This is a genomic window from Acidovorax sp. JHL-3, assembly GCF_000526295.1.
Classification (GTDB): Bacteria; Pseudomonadota; Gammaproteobacteria; order Burkholderiales; family Burkholderiaceae_C; genus Acidovorax; species Acidovorax defluvii.
The window spans coordinates 2,261,654-2,284,243 of the sequence record NZ_JAFU01000001.1 but is presented as its reverse complement, the minus strand read 5'-3'; the positions used below and the strand labels follow the sequence as shown (position 1 = coordinate 2,284,243).

General features: G+C 63.8%; 25 protein-coding genes and 1 tRNA gene. 14 read left to right on the top strand and 12 right to left on the bottom strand.

Features of this window, described 5'->3' with window-relative positions; genetic code table 11:
* Position 1 precedes the first annotated feature (1 nt).
* The 6 genes from K226_RS0110785 to K226_RS0110760 all read right to left on the bottom strand — a co-directional run bounded on the left by K226_RS0110785 (position 2) and on the right by K226_RS0110760 (position 4,781).
* Complete coding sequence (locus tag K226_RS0110785; RefSeq protein WP_024814815.1) at positions 2 to 418, bottom strand: DUF86 domain-containing protein; 417 nt, start codon at positions 416 to 418, stop codon at positions 2 to 4.
* Positions 408 to 818, bottom strand: a complete 411-nt coding sequence (locus K226_RS0110780; RefSeq protein WP_051463472.1) for a nucleotidyltransferase domain-containing protein — start codon at positions 816 to 818, stop codon at positions 408 to 410. The genes K226_RS0110785 and K226_RS0110780 overlap by 11 nt, the downstream gene beginning before the upstream one ends.
* Before the next feature lie 234 nt (positions 819 to 1,052).
* Positions 1,053 to 1,454, bottom strand: coding sequence for a type II toxin-antitoxin system VapC family toxin (locus tag K226_RS18895; RefSeq protein WP_024814813.1), 402 nt, complete (start codon positions 1,452 to 1,454; stop codon positions 1,053 to 1,055).
* 3 nt (positions 1,455 to 1,457) lie between these two features.
* Positions 1,458 to 1,775: a type II toxin-antitoxin system Phd/YefM family antitoxin gene (locus K226_RS19325; protein ID WP_024814812.1), complete on the bottom strand. Its 318-nt coding sequence runs from the start codon at positions 1,773 to 1,775 to the stop codon at positions 1,458 to 1,460.
* Between the two features lie 58 nt (positions 1,776 to 1,833).
* The gene (locus K226_RS0110765; RefSeq protein WP_024814811.1) at positions 1,834 to 2,868 is read right to left on the bottom strand and encodes a microcin C ABC transporter permease YejB; all 1,035 of its coding nucleotides are present in this window, start codon (positions 2,866 to 2,868) and stop codon (positions 1,834 to 1,836) included.
* A gap of 116 nt (positions 2,869 to 2,984) precedes the next feature.
* Positions 2,985 to 4,781 carry an extracellular solute-binding protein gene (locus K226_RS0110760; RefSeq protein ID WP_024814810.1) on the bottom strand — a complete coding sequence of 599 codons (1,797 nt, stop codon included), beginning with the start codon at positions 4,779 to 4,781 and terminating at the stop codon, positions 2,985 to 2,987.
* A gap of 114 nt (positions 4,782 to 4,895) precedes the next feature.
* On the opposite strand from K226_RS0110760, the gene fabI reads away from it, so the two are divergent.
* Entirely contained in the window at positions 4,896 to 5,696 is an 801-nt protein-coding gene (fabI, locus tag K226_RS0110755) for an enoyl-ACP reductase FabI (protein ID WP_024814809.1), read from the top strand.
* An 83-nt stretch (positions 5,697 to 5,779) separates the two neighbouring features.
* On the top strand, positions 5,780 to 6,646 hold the full coding sequence (locus tag K226_RS0110750; protein WP_024814808.1) for a DNA ligase: 867 nt from the start codon (positions 5,780 to 5,782) through the stop codon (positions 6,644 to 6,646).
* A gap of 92 nt (positions 6,647 to 6,738) precedes the next feature.
* On the opposite strand, the gene K226_RS20430 is transcribed toward K226_RS0110750, so the two are convergent.
* The 3 genes from K226_RS20430 to K226_RS0110740 all read right to left on the bottom strand — a co-directional run bounded on the left by K226_RS20430 (position 6,739) and on the right by K226_RS0110740 (position 11,394).
* Complete coding sequence (locus K226_RS20430; RefSeq protein WP_202899884.1) at positions 6,739 to 8,331, bottom strand: DUF1524 domain-containing protein; 1,593 nt, start codon at positions 8,329 to 8,331, stop codon at positions 6,739 to 6,741.
* Positions 8,332 to 8,388: 57 nt separating this feature from the next.
* Positions 8,389 to 8,790 (bottom strand): DUF262 domain-containing protein, encoded by a 402-nt coding sequence (locus K226_RS20425; protein WP_202899883.1) that lies wholly within the window; start codon positions 8,788 to 8,790, stop codon positions 8,389 to 8,391.
* Between the two features lie 240 nt (positions 8,791 to 9,030).
* Complete coding sequence (locus tag K226_RS0110740) at positions 9,031 to 11,394, bottom strand: arginine/lysine/ornithine decarboxylase (RefSeq protein WP_024814807.1); 2,364 nt, start codon at positions 11,392 to 11,394, stop codon at positions 9,031 to 9,033.
* A 145-nt stretch (positions 11,395 to 11,539) separates the two neighbouring features.
* Between K226_RS0110740 and K226_RS0110735 the strand changes: the two genes are divergently transcribed.
* The 4 genes from K226_RS0110735 (at position 11,540) to K226_RS0110720 (ending at position 13,544) form a co-directional block, all read left to right on the top strand.
* Positions 11,540 to 11,965 (top strand): NfeD family protein, encoded by a 426-nt coding sequence (locus tag K226_RS0110735; protein ID WP_024814806.1) that lies wholly within the window; start codon positions 11,540 to 11,542, stop codon positions 11,963 to 11,965.
* A 36-nt stretch (positions 11,966 to 12,001) separates the two neighbouring features.
* The gene (locus K226_RS0110730) at positions 12,002 to 12,916 is read left to right on the top strand and encodes an SPFH domain-containing protein (RefSeq protein WP_024814805.1); all 915 of its coding nucleotides are present in this window, start codon (positions 12,002 to 12,004) and stop codon (positions 12,914 to 12,916) included.
* 74 nt (positions 12,917 to 12,990) lie between these two features.
* Positions 12,991 to 13,080 (top strand) — tRNA-Ser (locus tag K226_RS0110725).
* Between the two features lie 281 nt (positions 13,081 to 13,361).
* Complete coding sequence (locus tag K226_RS0110720; RefSeq protein ID WP_024814804.1) at positions 13,362 to 13,544, top strand: hypothetical protein; 183 nt, start codon at positions 13,362 to 13,364, stop codon at positions 13,542 to 13,544.
* Positions 13,545 to 13,655: 111 nt separating this feature from the next.
* Here the strand turns inward: K226_RS0110720 and K226_RS0110715 are convergent, their stop codons facing one another.
* From K226_RS0110715 to K226_RS0110705, 3 genes are read right to left on the bottom strand one after another with little or no spacing between them, the layout of a single operon-like run.
* Entirely contained in the window at positions 13,656 to 14,348 is a 693-nt protein-coding gene (locus K226_RS0110715; RefSeq protein ID WP_024814803.1) for a hypothetical protein, read from the bottom strand.
* On the bottom strand, positions 14,345 to 15,346 hold the full coding sequence (locus K226_RS0110710; protein ID WP_024814802.1) for an MlaD family protein: 1,002 nt from the start codon (positions 15,344 to 15,346) through the stop codon (positions 14,345 to 14,347). Before K226_RS0110710 ends, K226_RS0110715 begins: the two co-directional genes overlap by 4 nt.
* Before the next feature lie 34 nt (positions 15,347 to 15,380).
* Positions 15,381 to 16,181 carry an ABC transporter permease gene (locus tag K226_RS0110705; RefSeq protein ID WP_024814801.1) on the bottom strand — a complete coding sequence of 267 codons (801 nt, stop codon included), beginning with the start codon at positions 16,179 to 16,181 and terminating at the stop codon, positions 15,381 to 15,383.
* A gap of 306 nt (positions 16,182 to 16,487) precedes the next feature.
* Here K226_RS0110705 and K226_RS0110700 point away from each other — a divergent pair, with 306 nt between their 5' ends.
* From K226_RS0110700 to K226_RS0110665, 8 genes are all read left to right on the top strand, one after another.
* Positions 16,488 to 17,132 carry a YitT family protein gene (locus tag K226_RS0110700; RefSeq protein WP_024814800.1) on the top strand — a complete coding sequence of 215 codons (645 nt, stop codon included), beginning with the start codon at positions 16,488 to 16,490 and terminating at the stop codon, positions 17,130 to 17,132.
* Positions 17,133 to 17,292: 160 nt separating this feature from the next.
* Positions 17,293 to 17,727, top strand: coding sequence for a hypothetical protein (locus tag K226_RS0110695; protein WP_162150978.1), 435 nt, complete (start codon positions 17,293 to 17,295; stop codon positions 17,725 to 17,727).
* A 98-nt stretch (positions 17,728 to 17,825) separates the two neighbouring features.
* Entirely contained in the window at positions 17,826 to 18,218 is a 393-nt protein-coding gene (locus tag K226_RS18880; protein WP_024814798.1) for a hypothetical protein, read from the top strand.
* A complete protein-coding gene (locus tag K226_RS0110685) occupies positions 18,215 to 19,639 on the top strand; it encodes a TolC family protein (protein ID WP_024814797.1) in 1,425 nt (474 codons plus the stop codon). Before K226_RS18880 ends, K226_RS0110685 begins: the two co-directional genes overlap by 4 nt.
* A 1-nt stretch (position 19,640) precedes the next feature.
* Positions 19,641 to 21,023: a multicopper oxidase family protein gene (locus K226_RS0110680; protein ID WP_024814796.1), complete on the top strand. Its 1,383-nt coding sequence runs from the start codon at positions 19,641 to 19,643 to the stop codon at positions 21,021 to 21,023.
* A 12-nt stretch (positions 21,024 to 21,035) separates the two neighbouring features.
* On the top strand, positions 21,036 to 21,533 hold the full coding sequence (locus K226_RS0110675; protein WP_024814795.1) for a plastocyanin/azurin family copper-binding protein: 498 nt from the start codon (positions 21,036 to 21,038) through the stop codon (positions 21,531 to 21,533).
* A 45-nt stretch (positions 21,534 to 21,578) separates the two neighbouring features.
* Positions 21,579 to 22,106: a DUF411 domain-containing protein gene (locus K226_RS0110670; RefSeq protein WP_024814794.1), complete on the top strand. Its 528-nt coding sequence runs from the start codon at positions 21,579 to 21,581 to the stop codon at positions 22,104 to 22,106.
* Positions 22,103 to 22,486, top strand: a complete 384-nt coding sequence (locus tag K226_RS0110665; RefSeq protein WP_024814793.1) for a copper-binding protein — start codon at positions 22,103 to 22,105, stop codon at positions 22,484 to 22,486. Before K226_RS0110670 ends, K226_RS0110665 begins: the two co-directional genes overlap by 4 nt.
* Positions 22,487 to 22,590: the final 104 nt, after the last annotated feature.

The window sequence follows — 22,590 nt, the reverse complement described above, 5'->3', positions numbered from 1 at the left end:
TCTACCCTGCATCGTGCTGCAATAGGGTCTTGCTGTACTGCAGAAACTCATCAAGGTGCTTTTCGATGATGGCGACGGTGATGGGAAGCTGCAGGCTCTGGTAGTCATGCACCGCGATGTTGCGGAACCCCACCATGCGCTGCAGGCCCTCGGCCAGGGCCGGCTCGATTCGACCGGCCCGTGCCAACAGCGCAAACACATCGCGCGCGCTTTGCGGCACCCCCAGCCGGTCACGTCGGATCAGGTGCTGGCCCATGTCCAGAGTGGCCTCGCAGGCGCGCTGGATGTTCAGGATGGCGGCATCCTGGCGGGTGAAGTTGGTGGCAAAAGTGGCCGGTTCGCTGAAATACTCTTCGCGCGCACGTTGCACGCAGCGCTCGATCCTGGCGGCCTTGTTGATCAGCACGTCATCCACCATAGACGGTTCCTCGCTCTCGGATATCGGCCAGCAAACCGGCGCGCGCCGTGTCCAGCGCGGTCTTTTCGCTCAGAATGGCGCTCTCGAACATCGCGGCCTGCGCATCCTGAGCCCACCACCGGTCGCCCTGGGTGAGGACCTGGTATTGCATCACCGTGGACGCGGCACGCAAGTCCAGCAGATCCACAGCGCAACCCGCGATGTCGGCCAGTTCACCGGCAAGCTGCCACAGCAGCGTGACGTCGGCATAGCCAGCCACCAGCACAGCCATATCCAGGTCGCTGTCCGGCCCTTCCGTGCCTTGCACGCGGCTGCCAAAGCCATACACCGCCAGCAGGCCCGGCAGCCGGGCCTGCAGTGTGCGCACGGTGCGCTCGATCACATCAGGGTTGACAGACATACGTGTCCCTCCAACAAAGGCGGCAGCATTGGCACTCGCGGCTAGGAGCCTGTCGGACTTGGGGCGTCGAAAGCGAAAATTGGCCCCAGCGAGGACAGTTTTTGCCGGATTTGCGGCCCCATAGCGGGGCTATGGGGCAAAAAGACGGTGAAAAATGGACCGCTGGGGCCAATTTGCAGTCGACGATTCCCAAGTCCGACAGGCTCCTAGGGTTTGATATCAACGGGGACTGTGTCATGCCGAAAAAGGATTGAGCACTGCAATGCCACACCCATCAAAGTCGCGCACATTGCGCGTGACCAGCGTGAGAGCGTGGACTTGGGCTGTGGCGGCGATGAACATGTCGGCCTGGCTGCGCACCTGACCGCGAGCTGCCAGCAGGCCGCGCATCTCGCCGGCGCGGCGCGCGACGGCCTCGGTCACATCGAGAACCGTGGTGCGAGCGGCAAGCCGATTGAACAGCGCCAGCGCACGCGGTCGAGGCTTTTGCGTCAAGCCGAACAGGATTTCGTCGACCGAAACGGCCGAAACCGCAAAACCTGCCGTTTGGTCCAGCGCTTCAACCCACCGCACCACGCCCGCGTGCGGCACAGGTCGCATCAGTTCGCTGATGATGTTGGTGTCTGCAAGATACACAGTTCAGCGCTCCGGCACAGAGTGCGCCTCGTCCCAGTAGTGCGGGTCGTCCACCATGGGGTTGTAGCGGTTGGAGCGCGGTGGAATTTCGATGCCGTCCTCTGCCCCCTCGGAGATTAACGTCGCACGGATGTCGGCAAACAATTCCGCCCACGTTGGCTTGGCGCGGCCCTCACGCCACTGCTTGAATTCCTCGAACTCCTCGGCGGAAATCAACACCGCCACGGGTTTGTCACGGTTGTAAATGGCTTGGGGCTCTTCGGCGGTCAGCCGCACCACTTCGGAGAACTGCTGTTTGGCGCTGGCAATGTTCCAGGTCATGATGGACCTCCAATATGGACATGTTGCCCTTTGATTATGTCCATTTTCAGAAATTCCATCAATCAAACTTCACGCGCGGGTCCACCCACACGTAGCACAGGTCGCTGATGAGCTTGGTCACCAGCCCGATCAGCGTGAACAGGTACAACGTGCCCAGCACTACGGGGTAGTCGCGCCGGATCACGCTCTCGTAGCTCAACAGGCCCAGGCCGTCGAGCGAGAACAGCGTCTCGATGAGCAGCGAGCCCGCGAAGAACGCGCCGATGAACGCCGCCGGAAAGCCCGTGATGATGGGAATGAGCGCGTTGCGGAACACATGCTTCCACAGCACCTGGCGCTCAGACAGCCCCTTGGCGCGCGCCGTCAGCACATACTGCTTGCGGATTTCTTCGAGAAAGGCATTCTTGGTCAGCATGGCCGTCACGGCGAAGCTACCCAGCACCATGGCGATGATGGGCAGTGTGATGTGCCACAGGTAGTCCACGATGCGCGCGCCCCAACTCAACTCATCCCAGTTGGACGACGTCAGCCCGCGCAGCGGAAACCACTGCAGCTGCCCGCCAAAGATGACCAGCAGCGCCACACCCAGCACAAAGCCCGGAATGGCATAGCCCACCAGGATGAGCAGCGTGGTCACCAGGTCGAAGCGCGAGCCCGCGCGCACCGCCTTGGCCACGCCCAGCGGCACGGCCACAAGGTAGCTGATGAAAAAGGTCCACAGCCCGAGGCTGATGGACACCGGCAGTTTCTCAACGACAAGCTGCCACACATCCTTGTTTTGAAAAAAGCTCTTGCCCAGGTCGAAGCGCGCGAACTGGCCCAGCATCTGCAAAAAACGCTCGTGCGCGGGCTTGTCGAAGCCGTAGAGCGTCTTGATCTGCTCCAGGCGCTTGGGGTCCACGCCCTGCGCACCCCGGTAGCTCAGCCCCCCGCCCTCGGCGCCACCGCCCGCGCCCGCACCGGCCTTGGCCTCGGCCATGTACTGCTCGACCGGGCCGCCGGGCACGAACTGGATCACCACGAAAGTCAGCAGCAGCACGCCCAGCAGGGTGGGCAGCATGAGCAGGATGCGCTTGAGGATGTAGGCCAGCATCTATCAACCTCTATGTGTAGTCGCAGGGCGGGCGGGCGCCGCGCCGGGCCGCCCCAAGCAAGGCCGGCCCCCTTGATGGGCAGCGACCGGTGCAACGGTGGAGCGTGGGGGCCACTTCACTTAGCCCACCAGGTGTCGATGACCCAGCCTTCACCACTGGAATATGGAGGCACGGTGGCAGGCTTGGCCAGGCGCCAGGCGTTGTAGGCCATGCGGTGGGTGGCAGCCGCCCACTGGGGCACCAGGTAGTGGCTGTGCGCAATCACGCGCTCCAGCGCATGGCAGGCGGGCAGCAGTTGCACCTCGGTCTTGGCCGAGGTCATGGCGGTGATGAGTGCATCGACGGCCGGGTTCTTCACACCGGCAAAATTTCCAGAATCCTCGGTGTCCGCGGCCTTGCTGCCGAACAGGTCGGCGAACTCCTGGCCCGGGTTGTGCGTTCCCTGGAAGGCCATGGAAGTGATATCAAAGTCAAACTTCTGCAGGCGCTGCTGGTACAGCGCGAAGTCCACCGAGCGAAAGCGCAGCGTGATGCCCAGCTTTTCGAGGCTGCGCATCCAGGGCGTGATGGTGCGCACGCCGCCCTCGTTGCTGTCCATGTATTCGAGCACCATGGCCTGGCCCTTCGTGTTGCGCAAGGCACCATCGCGCACTTCCCAGCCTGCTTCTTTCAGCAGTTGCTGCGCGCGGCGCAGGTTGGCGCGCAAGGATGCATCCCCATCGGTGCGCGGCGGCACGGTCATGGGGCCAAAGGCCGCAGCGGGAATGTCTTTGCGAAACGGCTCCATCAGCGCCAGTTCTTCGGGGGATGGCGTGCCGCGTGTCTCGCAGGCCGTGTTGCCAAACAGGCCGTTCACCCGCTGGTAGGCGCCATAAAACAGCTGCCGGTTCATCCACTCGTAGTCGATTGCCAGCCCCAGCGCTTCGCGCACGCGCACATCCTGCAGCAGGGGGCTGCGGGTGTTGAGCACATAGCTTTGAAATCCCGAAGGCAGCTTGTGCGCAAACTCTCCCTTGACCAGTTCGCCGGTGTTGAACTTCTTGCCATTCACCCGCCGCGCCCAGTCGCCCGCGCTGAAAAAACGCATCAGATCGAACTCGCCCGCCTTGAGGGCTTCGAGCCGCGCGGTGGCGTCCTTGTAGATCTTGACGGTGATGCGGTCAAAGTTGGCAGTGCCCTTGCGCACGTTCAGGTCCTTGGCCCAATAGCCCGGGTCGCGCACGTAGGTGATGTCCTTGCCAAAGCGCACCGGGCCGATTTTGTAGGGCCCGCTGCCGATGGGGATGTCCATCACCACCTGGTCGAAGGGCTTGGGCTGACCACCCTCCACACCCCAGTCACGGCTGAACACCGGCAGGCCGCCCACAGTGAGCGGCAGCTCGCGGTTGGGCTTGTGAAAGCGGTAGCGCACGGTGCGCTCGTCCAGCACATCCACACCGGCCACATCGATCAGCGTGGTCTTGTAGGCTGGCGATGTGAAAGGGCCCACCAGCGTGTCATAGCTGTGTTTCACGTCCTGCGCCAGCACCGGTTTGCCATGGTGAAAGCGCGCCTCGGGCCGCAGGCGGAAGGTAGCCGAAAGGCCATCAGGCGCCACCTGCACATCCTCGGCCAACAGGCCGTAGCCGGTGGCGGTTTCGTCCATCGAGCCCACCAGCAGCGAGTCGAACATCAACGCCGACAAATACGCTGGCGCACTGCCCTTGATGGTGAACGGGTTGTATTTGTCAAACGTGGACGTGCGCAGGTTGCTCACCAGCCGCAGCTCGCCACCCTTGGGGGCATCGGGGTTCACGTAGTTGAAATGTGCGAACCCGGCCGGGTAACGCGGCGCGCCCCACAGTGCATAAGCATGCGCGGCCCACGCGGGCAAAGCGCACATCCACAGCGAAAAAATCAGCCAAAACCGCATGCGACAATTCTGCACTACGTCGGCGGGGCCTTTGCGCTCACCGCGGGATATTCCCCGCAGCCGGGCTGCCCGCGCCGTTCCATCCCGCACATCACATTCCACAGGAGAACAACCATGGGTTTTCTGACCGGCAAAAAGCTGCTCATCACGGGCGTGCTGTCCAACCGCTCCATCGCCTACGGCATTGCCAGGGCCTGCCACGCACAGGGCGCCGAGCTGGCCTTCAGCTACGTGGGCGAGCGCTTCAAGGACCGCATCACCGACTTTGCCGCCGAGTTCGACTCCCAACTGATTTTTGATTGCGATGTGGGCAGCGACGAGCAGATCGAGCGCATGTTTGCCGACCTGGCCCAGGTGTGGCCCAAGTTTGACGGTTTTGTGCACAGCATCGGCTTCGCGCCGCGCGAGGCGATTGCCGGCAACTTTCTGGAAGGCCTCTCGCGCGAGGGCTTTCGCATTGCGCACGACATCAGCGCCTACAGCTTCCCGGCCATGGCCAAGGCTGCCCTGCCCTACCTGAACGACAAATCCTCGCTGCTCACCCTGAGCTACCTGGGCGCGCTGCGCTCCATCCCCAACTACAACACCATGGGCCTGGCCAAGGCCAGCCTGGAGGCCAGCGTGCGCTACCTGGCCGAGGCCGTGGGCCGCACCGAAGACGGCCGCAGCATCCGCGCCAACGGCATCAGCGCTGGCCCCATCAAGACGCTGGCGGCCAGCGGCATCAAGGACTTTGGCAAGCTGCTCTCGCGCGTGGCCGACGCCTCGCCCCTGCGCCGCAATGTGACCATTGAAGACGTGGGCAATGTGGCGGCCTTCCTGCTGTCCGACCTGGCCAGCGGCATGACGGCCGAGATCACTTACGTGGACGGCGGCTTCAGCCAGACGGCGGGCCTGTCGGCCGACCAGGTCTGAGCACCGTCGACACCGTTTTATTGGTCCAAATAGCCGCTAGCGCTTACTGATAAAGCGCCAGCAGCTACATATTCAACAGCAAAATGCACCGCAGAAGCTGCCTCGCCCTGTTGGCACTTGCTGCATTTCCAGCACTGCCCGCGCTGGCTGCAGACGCCCCGGCACTTCTGCTGGCGCAGGTGTATCGCCCCGGTCTGCCGCTGCAAGATTACTGGGTGAGCGAAAAATACGACGGCGTGCGTGGCTTCTGGGACGGCCGCACACTGCGCACCCGCGGCGGCGAGACAGTGCAGGCCCCCGCCTGGTTCACCGCTGGCTGGCCCGAGGTACCCATGGACGGAGAGCTGTGGGCCGGGCGCGGGCGCTTCAGCCACGCCCAGTCCACCACGCGCCAACAGCAGCCGGGCGACGTGGCCTGGCGCCAGATGCGCTTCATGGTGTTTGACCTGCCCGGCGACAAAGGCACGTTCGACCAACGCCTGCCCGCCCTGAACGCCCTCGTTGAAAGCCTGGGCCAGCCCTGGGTGCAGGCCGTGCCGCAACGGCGCGTGGCCAACGACGCGGCGCTCCAAGCGCTGCTGCACCGCACGGTGCGCGCCGGTGGCGAAGGGCTGATGCTGCACCGGGGCGCGTCGCTGTACCGCGCAGGCCGCAGCGACGATCTCATCAAGGTCAAGACGCACGAAGACACCGAGGCACGCGTGGTCGCCCACCTTCCCGGCAAAGGCCGCCATGCGGGACGCCTGGGCGCGCTGCTGGTGGAAACGCCCTCGGGCCAACGCTTCCGGCTGGGCGCAGGTTTCAGCGATGCCGACCGTGAACGCCCGCCGCCCGTGGGCAGCTGGGTGACCTACCGCTTTCGCGGCACCCACGACGGTGGTTTGCCGCGCTTTGCCAGCTTTGTTCGCGCAAGGGCAGATATGCCGCCCGATTCGCTATCGATAAAATAGCTGTCAACGCATAGGGTAAAAGCGCTGGCAGCTATTTTGATTTTGGAATCTTGCACTTGCCAAAAAACGCAAGGAGTTCCTATTCCTTATAGTCACCGCCCCGCCAGGGCGGTAAAAACCGCATCCGCCGCAGGCTGTGTGGCGGGTCGCGCCCACAGCAGCAAAGCGGCGCGCTGCAGCGCCTGCCCCCGTGCGCGCATCGCCGCCTCGTCCCACTGCTGCATGTCGCTGCGGTGAAACCAGGTCGTGTTGAGCAGCAAGGCGCTTTGGCCCAAAAGAGAGCGCTTGCCCAGCACCACGCCGCCCTGTCCATCCTCGCCATCGGCAAAAGGGCCATTGCTGACGCTGCTATTGAGCGCCCCAGTCAACAAGGTCAAGTTGCCGAAACCATGCAAGGCGAACTGCCGCGCCTGGCGGGCTGCATCGCTCATATCCGCAACTTGGTAGGCCGGCACCTTGTCCCAGCTTTGCGGCATCACATGCTCAACGGTCAGGTTGGTGGGCACATGCTGGCTGCCCTGCTTGGTGCCACGGGCTGCGTACTCCAGCGCACGCAGCAAGGCGCAAACCTTGCCGGGCTTGAGTTCGGCGTAAACCGGGCGCATCAGCCACTGGTCGCCAAACTGCTGATCGTCGGGCCAACACTCGCTGGTGGCAGTGGCGCCCAGCAACACCCGGCGCAGCGCCTCATGGGGCATTTCTGCCATGCAAACAGCTTGCAGTACGCGCAAGAAGAATCGGTTGTAGCCCTTGGTCGTCAGGCCGCAGACGCTGCGGCGCACCAGGTACGACGCCAGATCACCCACAGCCTGCTTGAGCTCTGCACTGCCGTCGGACAACCGTTCGCGCAGAGCCAGCACCACGGGTGTGACGGTGCCCACATCCAGCGCCTTGAGCAGGCGGGAAAATTCGGCCAGGTAGCCCGTACCCTCTGGCGAAATCAGTTCAGCAAAGTGGCTGCTACTGGTCTGGATGCGCTTGAGCTCATCTTCGAGCACACGCGGCGCCTGCAACCACCAACCCTTGAAAGCCTGAAACACATGGCTGACCAGAGTAGATTCTTGGCTACGCAGCACTGTGAAGTGGTAGAAAAACAGGTCAATGCGCGGGTGCAACAGGCGGCCCTGCTTTTCTTTTTCACGCCAGTAGCGGTTGGCGGTCACGGTGTTTTTCCCTGTGGCGACTTGGTCAAAATCACTCCAGTAGTCGGCATACAGCGCATCCACCGGCTGGCCCTGGCGTGCTGCCTCCAGGAACAGGAAATTGCGCACCAGATCAGAAGCCAGCAATGGCTCACCCCGAGCGTTCAGGGTTTCAAAAATCACCTGCGGATCATCGTCCACATCCAGTGACAGGGTCATGAGCTGCACCTGGTCGGCCAACGCCATGTACAGCGCCTGCGCACGCAAGGCGTCTGCATTGCCGGCCGCCGCGACGGGTGCAACGGTGTTGGTGTTGCGAATGGCTGCCACCAATGCATCGCCATAGCTGCGGTCTGGATCAGCGCCATCGGCTCGCGGCACGGGATCAGACAAATCCAAGCCCTGCAAATAGGCCCGGCAAGCGTGGTACAGGTACAAATAGGTTTGCACCATCAAGGGCCGCTCAATGCGATTGCGGCCATCACGCGCCGGGTAGGCCACGCAGACCTGCGCCGCCGATGCGGCTGCGTTAATTGCCTGCATCTCTTGGCGCCCGGCTTGCGTAGGCCAGACTTTGTGGTGGTCGTTGGCATCCACCAGTTAGGGGCCGGGATTGCGTACCACGGCGGCTGCCATTTGCGCTACGGTCTTCTGATCGCTGTCGTGCGCAGCATGGCGCAGAGCCAGCAGCAACAGGTGCAGCGTGGTGCTGCGCTGCTGGCCGTCAATCACCTCGTACATGGAAACACGCCCGAAAGCGTTGGGTACGGGCGTCATGACAATGGAGCCCAGAAAATGCTTGGGCAGGGGCTTCATGGCCGCTGCGGCGGCCGGGGCCAACTGCTTGCGTTCGAGCAGAGCATCCGCCTGGCTTTGAATATCCAACCACAGGGGCGCCACCTGTTTTTCCAGCGTCCAGACGTAACCGCGCTGGAAGATGGGAATTTGGTACTGGAACGGGGCGGTGAACAGGCCAATGACAGTGGTTTTGCTGGGTTGCATAAAAATTTACTCATACACGATGCCGCGCTTTGCCAGTTTTGTGCGGGTGCGCGAGGACATGCCGGCCAGGTGAAGCCAGCGGGGTGAGCGGGCGGTTCTTCCGCCGTGGCGCAAGGCCACGGGGTGATGGCAACAAGGCGTCTTTTTGCTACAAAATAATGAGCTGCTAGTGCTTATCCAATAAGCGCTAGCAGCCTATTTGACCACTATTGCGGCAACCATCAAGGGCTGCCGGAACCGTCAGACGTTGCGGCCGTAAGGGCCGTCGTCGCCCATCTGCACCATGTTCTCTGCAGTGGCGAGCGGCTTGGGCTGCTTTGCAAACTTGTCGGCCACGCAGTCGGCGTAGTAGCGCACTTGCCCGCTTTCGTCTTCCACCTCCACCAGGCCGTGGATATCGGTTTCAAAACCGGGGCACAGCTTGGCGAACTCGCGTGCGAACTTGAGGTAGTCCACGATCTTCTTGTTGAACACTTCGCCTGGAATCAGCAGCGGAATGCCCGGCGGATACGGCGTGACCAGGCCCACGGTGATGCGGCCTTCAAGGTGGTCGATCTCCACGCGCTCGGTGGTGCGGTGGGCGATGTGGGCAAACGCATCGCTGGGCTTCATGGCGGGCGTCAGATCCGAGAGGTACATCTCGGTCGTCAGGCGCGCGATGTCGTACTTTGCGTACATCTCGTGCACATGCTGGCACAGGTCTTTGAGGCCCATGCGCTCGTAGCGCTTGTGCTGCTGGCAGAACTCGGGAAGGATGCGCCACATGGGCTGGTTCTTCTCGTAGTCGTCCTTGAACTGTTGCAGCGCGGTCAGCAGCGTGTTCCAGCGGCCCTTGGTGATGCCGATGGTGAACATGATGAAGAAGCTGTACAGGCCCGTCTTTTCGACCACCACACCGTGCTCGGCAAGGTATTTGGTGACGATGGACGCCGGGATACCGGTCTTGTCGAACTTGCCGTCCAGGCTCAGACCGGGCGTGACGATGGTGGACTTGATCGGGTCGAGCATGTTGAAGCCGTCAGCCAATTGGCCAAAACCGTGCCACTTGCTGCCGGCCTTCTTGCTCTTGCTGTCGCTACGGATGATCCAGTCTTCTGCGCGGCCAATGCCTTCGTCCACCAGCTTGTCCGGGCCCCAGACCTTGAACCACCAGTCATTCTTGCCAAATTCGTGCTCGACCTGCCGCATGGCGCGGCGGAAGTCCAGCGCTTCCAGAATGCTCTCTTCCACCAGCGCGGTGCCGCCGGGCGGCTCCATCATGGCGGCCGCCACATCGCAGCTGGCGATGATGCTGTACTGAGGGCTGGTGCTGGTGTGCATCAGGTAGGCCTCGTTGAACAGGTGGCGATCGAGCTTGGTGGTCTGCGAGTCTTGCACCAGCACATGGCTGGCCTGGCTGATACCGGCCAGCAGCTTGTGGATGGACTGCGTGGCATAGGTCACCGAATGCTTGGGGCGCACGCGCTTCTTGCCCATGGCGTGGTAGCTGCCATAAAACGGGTGGAAGGCCGCGTGGGGCAACCAGGCTTCGTCAAAGTGCAGGTTGTCCACGTAGCCATCGAGCATGCTCTTGATGGTTTCGGTGTTGTAAAGCACGCCGTCGTAGGTGGACTGCGTGAGCGTGAGCACGCGCGGCTTGACCTTCTTGGCATCCACGCCCTTGAGCAGCGGGTTGGCCTTGATCTTGGCCTGGATGGCCGCAGGCTCGAACTCGCTTTGCGGGATCGGCCCGATGATGCCGAAGTGGTTGCGCGTGGGCTTCATGAACACAGGAATCGCCCCGGTCATGATGATGCTGTGCAGGATGGACTTGTGGCAGTTGCGGTCTACCACCACCACGTCGCCGGGTGCCACGGTGTGGTGCCACACCATCTTGTTCGATGTGGACGTGCCGTTGGTCACAAAGAAGCAGTGGTCGGCATTGAAGATGCGCGCGGCGTTGCGCTCGCTCTCGCCAATGGCGCCGTTGTGGTCGAGCAGCTGGCCCAGCTCTTCCACGGCATTGCACACGTCGGCGCGCAGCATGTTTTCGCCGTAGAACTGGTGGTACATCTGGCCCACCGGGCTTTTGAGGAACGCCACGCCGCCCGAGTGACCAGGGCAGTGCCAGCTGTAGGAGCCGTCTTCGGCGTAGTCGAGCAGCGCCTTGAAGAACGGGGGCTGCACGCTTTCAAGATAGCTCTTGGCCTCGCGGATGATGTGCTTGGCCACAAATTCGGGGGTGTCCTCGAACATGTGGATGAAACCATGCAGCTCCCGCAGAATGTCATTGGGCAGATGGCGGCTGGTCTTGGTTTCGCCGTGCACATAAATCGGCACTTCGGTGTTCTTGCGCCGCACTTCGCCAATGAAGCTGCGCAGGCTCAGCACGATGGGGTCGAGCCCCTCGTTCGCTGTGAACTCTTCATCGTCAATCGACAAAATGAAAGCACTGGCGCGGCTTTGCTGCTGGGCAAACTGCGACAAGTCGCCATAGCTGGTAACCCCGACCACTTCGAAGCCCTCGGCCTCGATGGCCTGTGCCAAAGCGCGAATGCCAAGGCCCGAGGTGTTCTCGGAACGATAGTCCTCATCGATGATGATGATGGGAAAGCGAAACTTCATGTGCAGCCTCCGTGCAACCGTGCCATGCCCGGCCAAATAACGAAACAGGCGCGAAGTGTAAGGAATAACCGTGGCCCGCCTTTGAAGTGCCATTCTTTTGACCCAGAATGTGGTGCACTAAAGACGAACAAAAAAAGGAGTCGGCATGGAGGAATCCACGATCTGGTGGTTGTTGGCAGGTGTGGCCGTAGTCACCGAGTTGCTGACGGGCACGTTCTACCTGCTGATGCTGGCGGTGGGGCTTGCGGCGGCAGCCTTGGCAGCGCATCTGGGACTGCCAATGACGGTGCAGATCGTTACCGCGGCCTTTGTGGGCGGCGGCGCGGTGGTGGCATGGCACCAGTTCAAAAAGAAGCGCCCTGGCGACCCCTCTGCCCGCGCTGATCGCAGCGTGAATCTGGATGTGGGCGAAACCGTCATGATCGACAGCTGGACCACCGACGGCACCGCCATCGTGAAATACCGCGGGGCCCAATGGACCGCCATTCATCGCCCGGGTGTCACGCCATCCACGGGCATGCACCGCGTGGCCGAACTGGTGGGCAGCCGCCTGCTGGTAGACCCGCTCTGAAACCACTTCTCACATCAGTCACCCGGAAAGGTTCTCATGGAAATCGCCATCGTCATCTTTGTCATTGCCGTCATCTTTATCGCGCGCTCCGTCAAGGTCGTGCCGCAACAAAACGCCTGGGTGAAAGAGCGGCTGGGCAAATATGCCGGCACGCTCACGCCGGGCCTGAACTTTCTGGTGCCATTTGTGGACAAGGTGGCTTACAAGCACAGCCTGAAAGAAATCCCGCTCGACGTGCCCAGCCAGGTCTGCATCACCCGCGACAACACCCAGCTGCAAGTGGACGGCATCCTGTACTTTCAGGTGACCGACCCCATGCGCGCCAGCTACGGCTCGTCCAACTACATCATGGCCGTCACCCAGCTGGCGCAGACCTCGCTGCGCAGTGTGATCGGCAAGCTCGAACTCGACAAAACCTTTGAAGAGCGCGACATCATCAACGCCCAAGTGGTCCAGGCCATCGACGAGGCAGCACTCAACTGGGGCGTGAAAGTACTGCGCTACGAAATCAAGGACCTGACGCCGCCAAAGGAAATCCTGCACGCCATGCAGGCCCAGATCACGGCCGAGCGTGAAAAACGTGCCCTGATTGCCGCTTCCGAGGGCCGCCGCCAGGAACAGATCAACATCGCCACCGGCGAACGCGAAGCCTTCATCGCCCGCTCCGAAGGCGAAAAGCAGGCCGTCATCAACAAGGCCGCTGGCGAAGCCGCATCCATCAAGGCCGTCGCCGAAGCCAACGCCGAAGCCATCGAACGCGTGGCAGCCGCCATCCGCCAGCCTGGCGGCGAACAGGCTGTACAGCTCAAGGTGGCCGAAAAAGCCGTGGAGGCCTATGGCAAGGTGGCTCAGGATGCCACCACCACCCTCATCGTGCCCAGCAACATGAGCGAAGTGTCAGCACTGATCGGGTCGGCCATGAAGATGGTGCAAACCCAGAAAACCAGTTGACCCTGGCCTTTTTTGAGCCAAGCGAGCCCACAGCCCCAAACATCCCTTCACCTATGGCTATAATCGAAGGCTTCGGAGAGGTGGATGAGCGGTTTAAGTCGCACGCCTGGAAAGCGTGTGTGGGCTAATCCCCACCGCGGGTTCGAATCCCGCCCTCTCCGCCATTGATACAGTAAAAACGGGCCCTCTGGGCCCGTTTTGCTTTTCGCCGATTCCACAGCGCTGCCTTGAATTTCCTACGGCGGCAGGCTCTTGGGTCAGCCAACCCTCGCTCTACCCACCCAGATTGCAACCGACCGTAACTCCGCTTCTGGATTCGCAGGTTTCGCCGTTGTCTTACAGACGGAACCGACGCGGTTTGTTGAAATCTCACCGACAAGCCATTGAGGCTCGTTGGGGGTTATTGAGGCCTCCTGATCCTTTTCTTTTGTTGAGGATTCGCGCCATGAACCGCTACCACTTTCAACCCGGTACACGCGCCATCGTGGCATTCACTGTCACGGTGGTGCTGGCCGTTGTAGCTGCCGTGCTGGGGTTGCTGCCCGATATTGCTGTGCAATCTGCCGACTCCATGACGCACCTGCCCCATCAGCTGGACCAGTTGTTGCCAACCTCTCTGTTTGAGTAGGCCTGAGCAAGCACCCTATTGTCATTGCCCACTGCCCACTGCGGCGTGCTGGGGATGTCACGGCGGTGCGGAGCGCCGCTGGGAATGCTCCCACCAACGGCACCACACCGATTACTCCTGCTTGCCGCCACGCTCGACAACGGCGATGCGCCGCCGCAGGCTGGCAACGGCCTGGGTATCCCCTGCGGCCCGCGCCCGCTCAACCTGCACCAGCAGCCAAGCCAGCAAGGGTCTGCGCCAGCCCTGTGCCGATGCTGTTGCCACCGCGATCGACAGGGTGGCAGGCGTGGCATGACCGGTTTTGAGCAAGACGCCCGCCGCGACCAGGCGCGAAAGGGGGTCCTCAATGCCGGAAAGCTGGGCCCCTGCATCTGTTTGCGAGGCCTGGGCCGCGTTGCGCTGGGCGGGGGGCAGTAGTTCCATGTCTTGCGACGTGAGCTGCCCGGCCAGATAGTCCGCGTAGGCTTTTTCGGCGGCGGGGGCATCTTGGCGCAGCGCGTCAAACCCGGCACATGGTTCAAACACCAAGCTGGCCACACGCCCGGCGCAGCGCAGCAGTTCCAGCCGGGCCAGCAAATCCAGGCGGCCCGTGCGGGCGAGGGCTTCGCGGGCGCGGTTCCATTCCAGCCGCTCGACCCGGGTGTCACCCGCAAGATAGGCGTCCTGGGCCTTTTGCGATGCCCCATGGGCGTCTATCTGCCATTCGGGGGTCGGTGGGCCGCTGGCACAGGCCGCCAGCGCCAGGCCAAGGCACAGCGCACTCCAACGGTAAACGCGCTTCGGCACTGCGGCGAGGGTGGTCATGGCAGTTGCAGCTCCGTGTTGCGGGCAAAGGGCCATTTGCGGTTGATCTCGTTGACCAGGCTTTCCACTTTGCGCAGGTTGCTTTCCACCTCGGCGCGCAGCGCGCCCAGGTCGGTAGTGGCCTCGCGTGCGTTGGCGCCAACGGCTTGCGCCTCCACCAGCACCGCGTCCACCTTTTTGAGGCTGGTGCGGGTGTCGGCCAGCAGGCCATTGAGTTGCACCACGGTCGCCCGCACCTCGGGCACCAGGGCGTCCTTGCTGCCATCCTGGCCAAAGACCTGGCGGTCGGCGCGCGCCACCATGCCATCGAGGCGGGCGAGCAAGGCATTGGTGCGGTCCAGCGTGGCCACGATCTTTTTTGCATCGGCTTCGCTGCCCATCAGCACACCCAGCGCGCCGCCCGGCCCGTTCAGCCGCGCGGCCAGTTCCTGCACCTGACCCAGGCTGGTGCCCAAGGCGGCGTCCTGGGCGGTGAGGGCATTGAGATTGCCCAGCAGTTCACGCGCTGACGACATGAGCTGGGGGATTTCGGCCGTGGCGTCGCCGCGCAGCACAGGGCGCACAGCGCCATCGGGCAAAAGCGGGTCGCTGAGCATGCCGGTGTAGGCACGGATATTGGTGCCTCCCACGAGGCCACGCACCAGCGTGAACACGCTCGACTGGCGCAGCCAGTGCGCGTCCTTGCGCGGCACGTCCACAAGAATGCGGGCATTGCCGTCGTCCGACAGCTCAATGCGCCGCACGCGGCCGATGGGGAAACCCGAGAACGTCATGTCCATGCCCACCACCACGCCTTCGGAATCGTCGGCCGTGAGCACCAGCGTTTGCGTGGGCTCAAAGGCGCCGCGCGCATACAGCAAATACAGGCCCGAGCCCACGATGAGCGCCAGGGTAAACAACAGCAGCGCCATGGCCTTGAGCTGCAGATGGGCCACCGGGCGCAGTGTTTCGACCACCGGCGTAGGTTGCGGCGAGGTGGAAGGGTTTGGGTCTGTCATGGAGCGCTGCAAGGGTTCGGTAAAGCCATCGGTATCAATAGTAGTTGCCGACGAGCGAGCCCACCTCGATCAGCAGCAGCACGGCGAACATGCGTGCGAGGCCGCCCAGCTCGGAATCGGGTGTGACGCCCTCGCCCGCGTCGTACATGCCGGCCGTGGTGGGAATCAAGGCCACGGCCAGGCTGGAAAACAGCGTCTTGAGGGCAAACACCAGCGTCACCGCGGGCGAGAACACATGGCCGAACATGCGCGTGTAGCTGGGCAGGCCAGCCAGGTTGAAGCCATACACGCTGATGTAAGCCATGATCAGCGCCACCACGCACGACAGCGCTGCCAGCGTGATGCTGGCAAACACACCGGCGACCACACGCGGTAGCAGCTCCATGCGCACGGGGTCACCGCCCTGGGCACGCAGGGCGTCAAAGTGACCCGACTGGCGCAGCAGCGCCAGCTGGGTGCCATGGGGAATGGTGCAACGCATCGCTACAAACAGCGTGGCCGTGAGCGGGATGAGTTCGAGTACCAGCACGCGAATCACCATTTCGAGCGCATAGCGCGACAGCCCATAGCTCAGCGCCGTCACCACCACGATGCGCGTGATGACCAGTGCCAGCAACGCCGCCAGCACCGTGAACCCCATCAGGATGGGCGCCGTGTCGAGGTAAATGTGGCGCGCCAGCGTGCGGCGTGCCGCCCGGGTGTAACTGGAGGGCGACAGCACCAGCACCAGCATCACCGCGCCGAGGTACACAATGCGCCCCCAGGCCAGCGCCCAGCGCCGAGCGGTGCGCCACAGGCGCTCGGGCAAGGAATATCCGGGCAGGTGGGAGAGCATGGGGGGATCATAACGTCCGCACCGCTGTGGAATTTGAACAAAATACCACTCTAGCGCTTTACTGGTAAGCGCCTACAGCTACTATTTTAGTAGCGCCAGAGAGTTTTCTCAGACAACGTCCAGGCAACCCGCCAAAATGAAGATGGTTGGCACATAAAACACACGCAAGCGCTTATCCATAAAGCGTTAGATGCTATTATTTTGATTGCGATATAGCCCCCTCTCCCTCACGGCCCGTGGTTGACACAAAGCAAGCCCGGCCTGCCCCGTGCGTGCTCCAATCCACTCCCGCCACGCCCCACCACCATGACCCGCACGACCACTGCTCCCGCTCCCGCCATGCCACCTCCCGCCGCTACCGCACCGCACACCCTCACCGAAGACGCGGTGGCGGTGTTTACCGGCGTGCTGCTGATCTCGGTGGGCGTGGCTTTTTTCACCAGCGCCGGGCTGCTGACCGGCGGCACGGCCGGGCTGGCTTTTTTGCTGCACTACGCCACGGGCATCGGCTTTGGCAAGATTTTCTTTGTGCTCAACCTGCCTTTTTACTGGCTGGCCCTGCGCAAGCTGGGGCGGGCGTTCACGATCAAGACCTTTGCCGCCGTGCTGCTGCTGTCGGTGCTGACCGAGTTGCAGACGCAGTTCCTGCAGTTCTCGCACCTGCAACCTCTGTATGCCGCCATCGCAGGCGGGTTGATCACGGGCACGGGCTTTCTGGTGCTGTTTCGCCACCGCTGCAGCTTGGGCGGCGTGGGCATTCTGGCGCTGTTTCTGCAAGACCGGTATGGCTGGCGCGCCGGCAAAGTGCAGATGGCGGTGGATTGCTGCATCGTGCTGCTGGCACTGTGGTCGGTAGAGCCCCTGCGCGTGGCCTGGTCGATTGCCGGTGCCGTGGCCCTGAATCTGGTGCTGGCCATGAACCACCGGCCCGGGCGCTACATGGCGGTGTAGTCCCGCCCATACCCATACCCATTCCCATTCACCCGGGTACTTCGCAGGCGTGGTCAAAACCCCCGTGCTTGCCCGCAGCAGTGATGGCGGCCAACCCCACGGCAAGAAGGGGCACCGCGCCACCAAGGAACCTTTTCGTGGCGGCGTCTATCATTTACCTATGCGTCGCATTCTGTCGTTGGCTTTGGTCGTCATGCTGGTCCTGAGGGGCCTCATGGGTACCGCCATGGCCGCCGGAGTGGTGCCACCGCTGCCGATTCAGTTCGTGCAGACCGTTCAAAAAGCAGCCCCAGCAACCCCCACTGCGCATGCCAGCGCCATTGCAGGGCACTCAGGGTACGCACTGCACGCAACCCTGGGCGATGACCACCATGCCACGGGGCCGGTCAACTGCCACGAAACCCCCACCAGCGAATGCGGCCCGCACGAACACAGTCCCAGTTGCGCGGACTGCGATATCTGCCACTCGGCCATGCTGGCGCCGCCCGCGCTGCCAGCGCCGCCCCTGCACCTGCGTGGCGCAGTGCGGTCTGCGGACAGCGTTCCGTTCGCCAGCGTGCAGGCCGCACGCACCATCAAACCACCCATCGCCTGATCTCCGACGCCCGAAGTGCGTCTGCCACGGCCTGAACCCGCTCCCCCGGGGCGCATCAGGCGGCAGCGCAATGTTCTGTTCGTTGTCTGGAGATCGCCATGCGCGCCCCCGATTCACTGTTTTTTTTGCTCCGGCAGACTGCACGCCTTGGGCTGCTGACGCCTTTGATTGCGCTGGCCCAAAGCCCGGCCTTCCTGCAGGATGCGGCCAACCCCGAAGCGCCGGGGGCCCCGCTCGTTCACCCTGGCATGGCGCCCTTGCCGCTGGGGAACAGCACGCCCGCCCCCAACGCCTGGCGTGAGGCCCATCAAGCAGTAGCCGCATTTCCGCGCGGCCACGCCGACATCCTGGCGTGGGAGCAGCAGTCTGCCGCAAGCCCCGCCCTCAGCCCGACGCACACACCGCCAGCGACACCGGGCGGTCAGCCGCATTCAGGCCCCGGCACCCAGCCCATGCGCCACCACATGCCAATGCACGGGGGCAAACCATGAATGCCTTCCATCGCGCGTCCCTGCTGGGCGCTGCGGCCGTGCTGGCGGGCTGCGCCAGCGTCGCACCCGACGGCTTGCGCGGCGACGTGGCCGCGCTCACGGCAGGCCGCACCGGAGGCACGGTAGCCGCCCTGCCCGCCACCGACCCTACCGCCCGCACCCAGGCGCAGCAGTCCATCAACGACTGGCTGGCCCAGCCCATCACGCAGGATGCCGCCGTGCGCATTGCACTGCTCAACAACCCCGGGCTGCACGCCCGGCTGGCCGCGCTGGGCGTAGCCGATGCCGAACGGGTGCAAGCCATCACGCTGCCCAATCCGCACCTGGCTCTGGGGCGCTTTACCAACAGCCATGAGCGCGAGATTGAGCGCACGCTGGCTTTCAGCGTGCTCGACCTCGTCACCCTGCCCTGGCGCACGGCGCGGCAGGCCGAGCGCCTGCAGATCGCCACGCTGCAAACGGCGCAAGACGTGGTCACGCTGGCCTTTGATACCCGCCGCGCCTGGCTGCGCGCCGTGGCCGCCGAGCAGGTGGCTGCAGCACACGAGCGCATGGTCGAAGCCGCCGAGGCCGGGGCCGAGCTGGCCCGCCGCATGGTGCGCGTGGGCAACTGGAGTCGCTTGCAGCAAGCGCGCGAACAGGCCGTGCTGCACGACGCCCGCGCCCAGTTGGCCCGCGCCCGCTTGGCCGCCGCCACCGAACGCGAGCAGCTCAACCGCCGCATGGGCGTGTGGGGGCTGCAAGCGCAATACCGCTTGGCAGCACCACTGCCCCCACTGCCCGCCAACGCCTTGCCTGCAGACGGCATCGAAGCCACCGCGCTGCGCGAGCGCCTTGATGTGCAAGCCGCCCGCCGCCAGCTCGACACCCAGGCCACCCGCCAAGGCTGGAGCCGCGCGGTTGCCGTGTTTGGCGATATCGGCGTGGCCTACAGCCGCAACACCACCACCGAGCGCGATGGCGGCCACCGTGATACCACGCGCGGTTGGGAGCTGGAGTTGCCCCTGCCGTTGTTCGACTGGGGCGGCGCAGCCCGCACCCGTGCGCAGGCCGAGGTAGAGCAAAGCGCCGCCCAGTTGCAAGACACCGCCGTGCGCGCCCGCGGCGAAGTGCGTGCCGCCTGGCTGACCTACCGCACCGCGCTCGACCTGGCGCGCCAGCAGCAGGGCGAGGTGGTGCCGCTGCGCCAGTTCATCAGCGACGAGACCACCTTGCGCTACAACGGCATGCTGGCCAGCGTGTGGGACATGCTGGCCGAAGCGCGCAACAGCACCCAGGCCGTGGCCCACGCCATCGAAGCGCAGCGCGACTTCTGGCTGGCCGAGACCGACCTGCAGCTTGCCCTCACAGGCACCTCACCGGGCGCCTTGCAAGGCTTGGCATCTGGTACCGCAGCCACAGCAACCCCTCAAGGCCACTGACATGAACCGCCGCAATTTCTTCTCCGGCGCGGCCACGGCTGTGGCCGCAGCTTCCGTCAGCCGCGTGGCCATGGCTGCGCTGCCCGAGCCCGCCATGCAGACCAGCGCCGACACCGCAGCGCCACTGCACCCACCCACGGGCCGCCCCTACCACCCCGTGGTCACACTCAACGGCTGGACCGCCCCCTGGCGCATGAACGCGGGCGTGAAAGAGTTCCACCTGGTGGCCGAGCCCGTGGTGCGTGAGGTGGCGCCCGGCTTCATGGTGAACATGTGGGGCTACAACGGCCAAAGCCCAGGGCCCACCATCGAAGTGGTCGAGGGCGACCGCGTGCGCATCTTCGTCACCAACCGCCTGCCCGAGCACACCACCATCCACTGGCACGGCCAGCGCCTGCCCAACGGCATGGACGGGGTGGGCGGGCTCAACCAGCCCGCGATTCCGGCTGGCAAAACCTTTGTCTATGAATTTGTGGCACGCCGCCCCGGCACCTTCATGTACCACCCCCATGCCGATGAGATGGTGCAGATGGCCATGGGCATGATGGGCCTGTGGATCACGCACCCCAAGGCCGCGCACCCGCAGATTGCCAAGGTGCAGCGCGACTACGCGTTTTTGCTCAACGCCTTTGACGTGGAGCCCGGCAGCATGACGCCCAAGGTCAACACCATGCTGGACCACAACATCTGGTGCTGGAACAGCCGCGTCTTCCCCGCCATCAGCCCGCTGGTGGCGCGCCTGGGCGAGCGCGTGCGCATCCGCGTGGGCAACCTCACCATGACCAACCATCCCATTCATATCCACGGGCACGAGTTTGAAGTGACCGGCACCGACGGCGGCCCCGTGCCCAAAAGCGCGCGCTGGCCCGAAGTGACCACCGACGTGGCCGTGGGCCAGATGCGCCAGATTGAGCTGATGGCCGACGAGCCCGGCGACTGGGCCCTGCACTGCCACAAGAGCCACCACACCATGGGCGCCATGGGGCACAGCGTGCCCACCATGATCGGGGTGGACCACCGCGGCCTGGTCGGAAAAATCCAGAAGATCGTGCCCGACTACATGGTGATGGGCGAGCGCGGCATGGCCGACATGGGCGCCATGGAGATGCCGCTGCCCGACAACACCTTCCCCATGATGACCGGCACTGGCCCCTTTGGCCCGCTGGAGATGGGCGGCATGTTCACCACCTTCAAGGTGCGCGCCAACCAGAGCGCGGGCGACTACCGCGACCCGGGCGACTTCCCGCAACCGCCGGGCACACAGGCCCATGAGTGGACGGGCGCCCCCGCCAGCACCCCACGCCCCGCGCGCACCGACACCCCCGGCGCCGCACCAGGCGCTGCCAACGCACGCAAACCCGCAGCCAGCGGCCACCAGCACTGAACAAGGATCTCCATGAACACTATCAAATTCATAGCTGCTTGCGCTTTATACATAAGCGCTGGAGCCTCTTTTGGCCATGAAAACATGCCACACCATGCCTCTGACGCCCCCGTGGCCAAGGAACAAAAAGACTGGGGCATTGCGGGCGATGCCAAGGCGGTGGGCCGCACCATCACCCTGCGCATGAGCGACGACATGCGCTTTACCCCGGCCCACATCGAGCTGCAGGAAGGCGACACCGTGCGCCTGCGCGCTGAGAACAAGGGCAAGGTGCTGCACGAGATCGTGCTGGGCACCAAGGCCGAACTCGACCAGCACGCGCAGATGATGCAGAAGTTTCCAGGCATGGAACACGACGCGCCCTACATGGCCCATGTGCGCGCAGGCCAGCGCGGCGACATCGTCTGGCACTTCAACCGGCCCGGCACCTTTGACTTTGCCTGCCTGATCCCCGGCCACTACGAGGCCGGCATGACAGGAACCATCACGGTGCGGCCGCGCAGCCGCTGACTTGCCCCTCTGTTCATCCCACTATTTACATCGAAGGACTTCACCATGTTCAAAACCGCAACTTTTGCAGCCCCCGCCGCACTCCACCACGGCCTGAGCCGACGCCATCTCCTGCTGACCGCACTGCCCTTGGCAGGCGCAGTGTTGGTTGCACCGCGCCTGGTGCGCGCCGCCACAGGCACCCCGGTGGAGGTATGGAAAGACCCCAACTGCGGCTGCTGCCACGACTGGATAGAGCACATGCAGGCCAACGGCTTCACCTTCACCATCCACGACACCGGCAACAACGCGGTGCGTGCACGCCTGGGTCTGCCGCAAAAACTGGGCTCGTGCCACACCGCGCTGGTGGGCGGCTACCTCATCGAGGGCCATGTGCCCGCCAGCGACGTGCGCGCATTGCTGCAGCAAAAGCCCAAGGCGCTGGGCCTCACGGTGCCTGGCATGCCCGTGGGATCGCCCGGCATGGACGGCGCGGTGTACGGCAACCGCCGCGATCCCTACGATGTACTGCTGGTCGCTCGCAATGGCAGCACCCGCATCTTCAAGAGCTACAACCAGAAGGCCTCGTCGTGAAACCCCTTGCCCACTCCGTTGTCGCGCTGTTGCTGGCCAGCGTGCTGGGCCCTGCTCTGGCCCAAGCCCCTGCCTCGACGAACGACCATGACAGCCACCACCCCGTCACCGCACCGGCGGCACAGGACAATTCAGGCAGGTCGTCGGCAGACCAGGATGATCTGAGCGATGGCGAAATCACCCGCTGGGACCCGCGCACCGGCAAGGTCACCCTGCGCCATGGCGAAATCAAAAACCTGGGCATGCCGCCCATGACCATGGTGTTCCGCGTGACCGACGCCAGCATGCTCGCCCCCTTCAAACCCGGCGATAAGGTGCGGTTCCGGGTGGAACAGCGCACCGGGGCCTACATCGTCACACGCATGGAAGCCGCACGCTGAAGGCACCCGGCGAGGGCGCTCTCTGAGCGTCCACAGCGCAAGCCGCTGCACCCTTGTGCAAACGGCGCGACGGTGTTGGCACAAGACCTGAGGCAGACACCCTC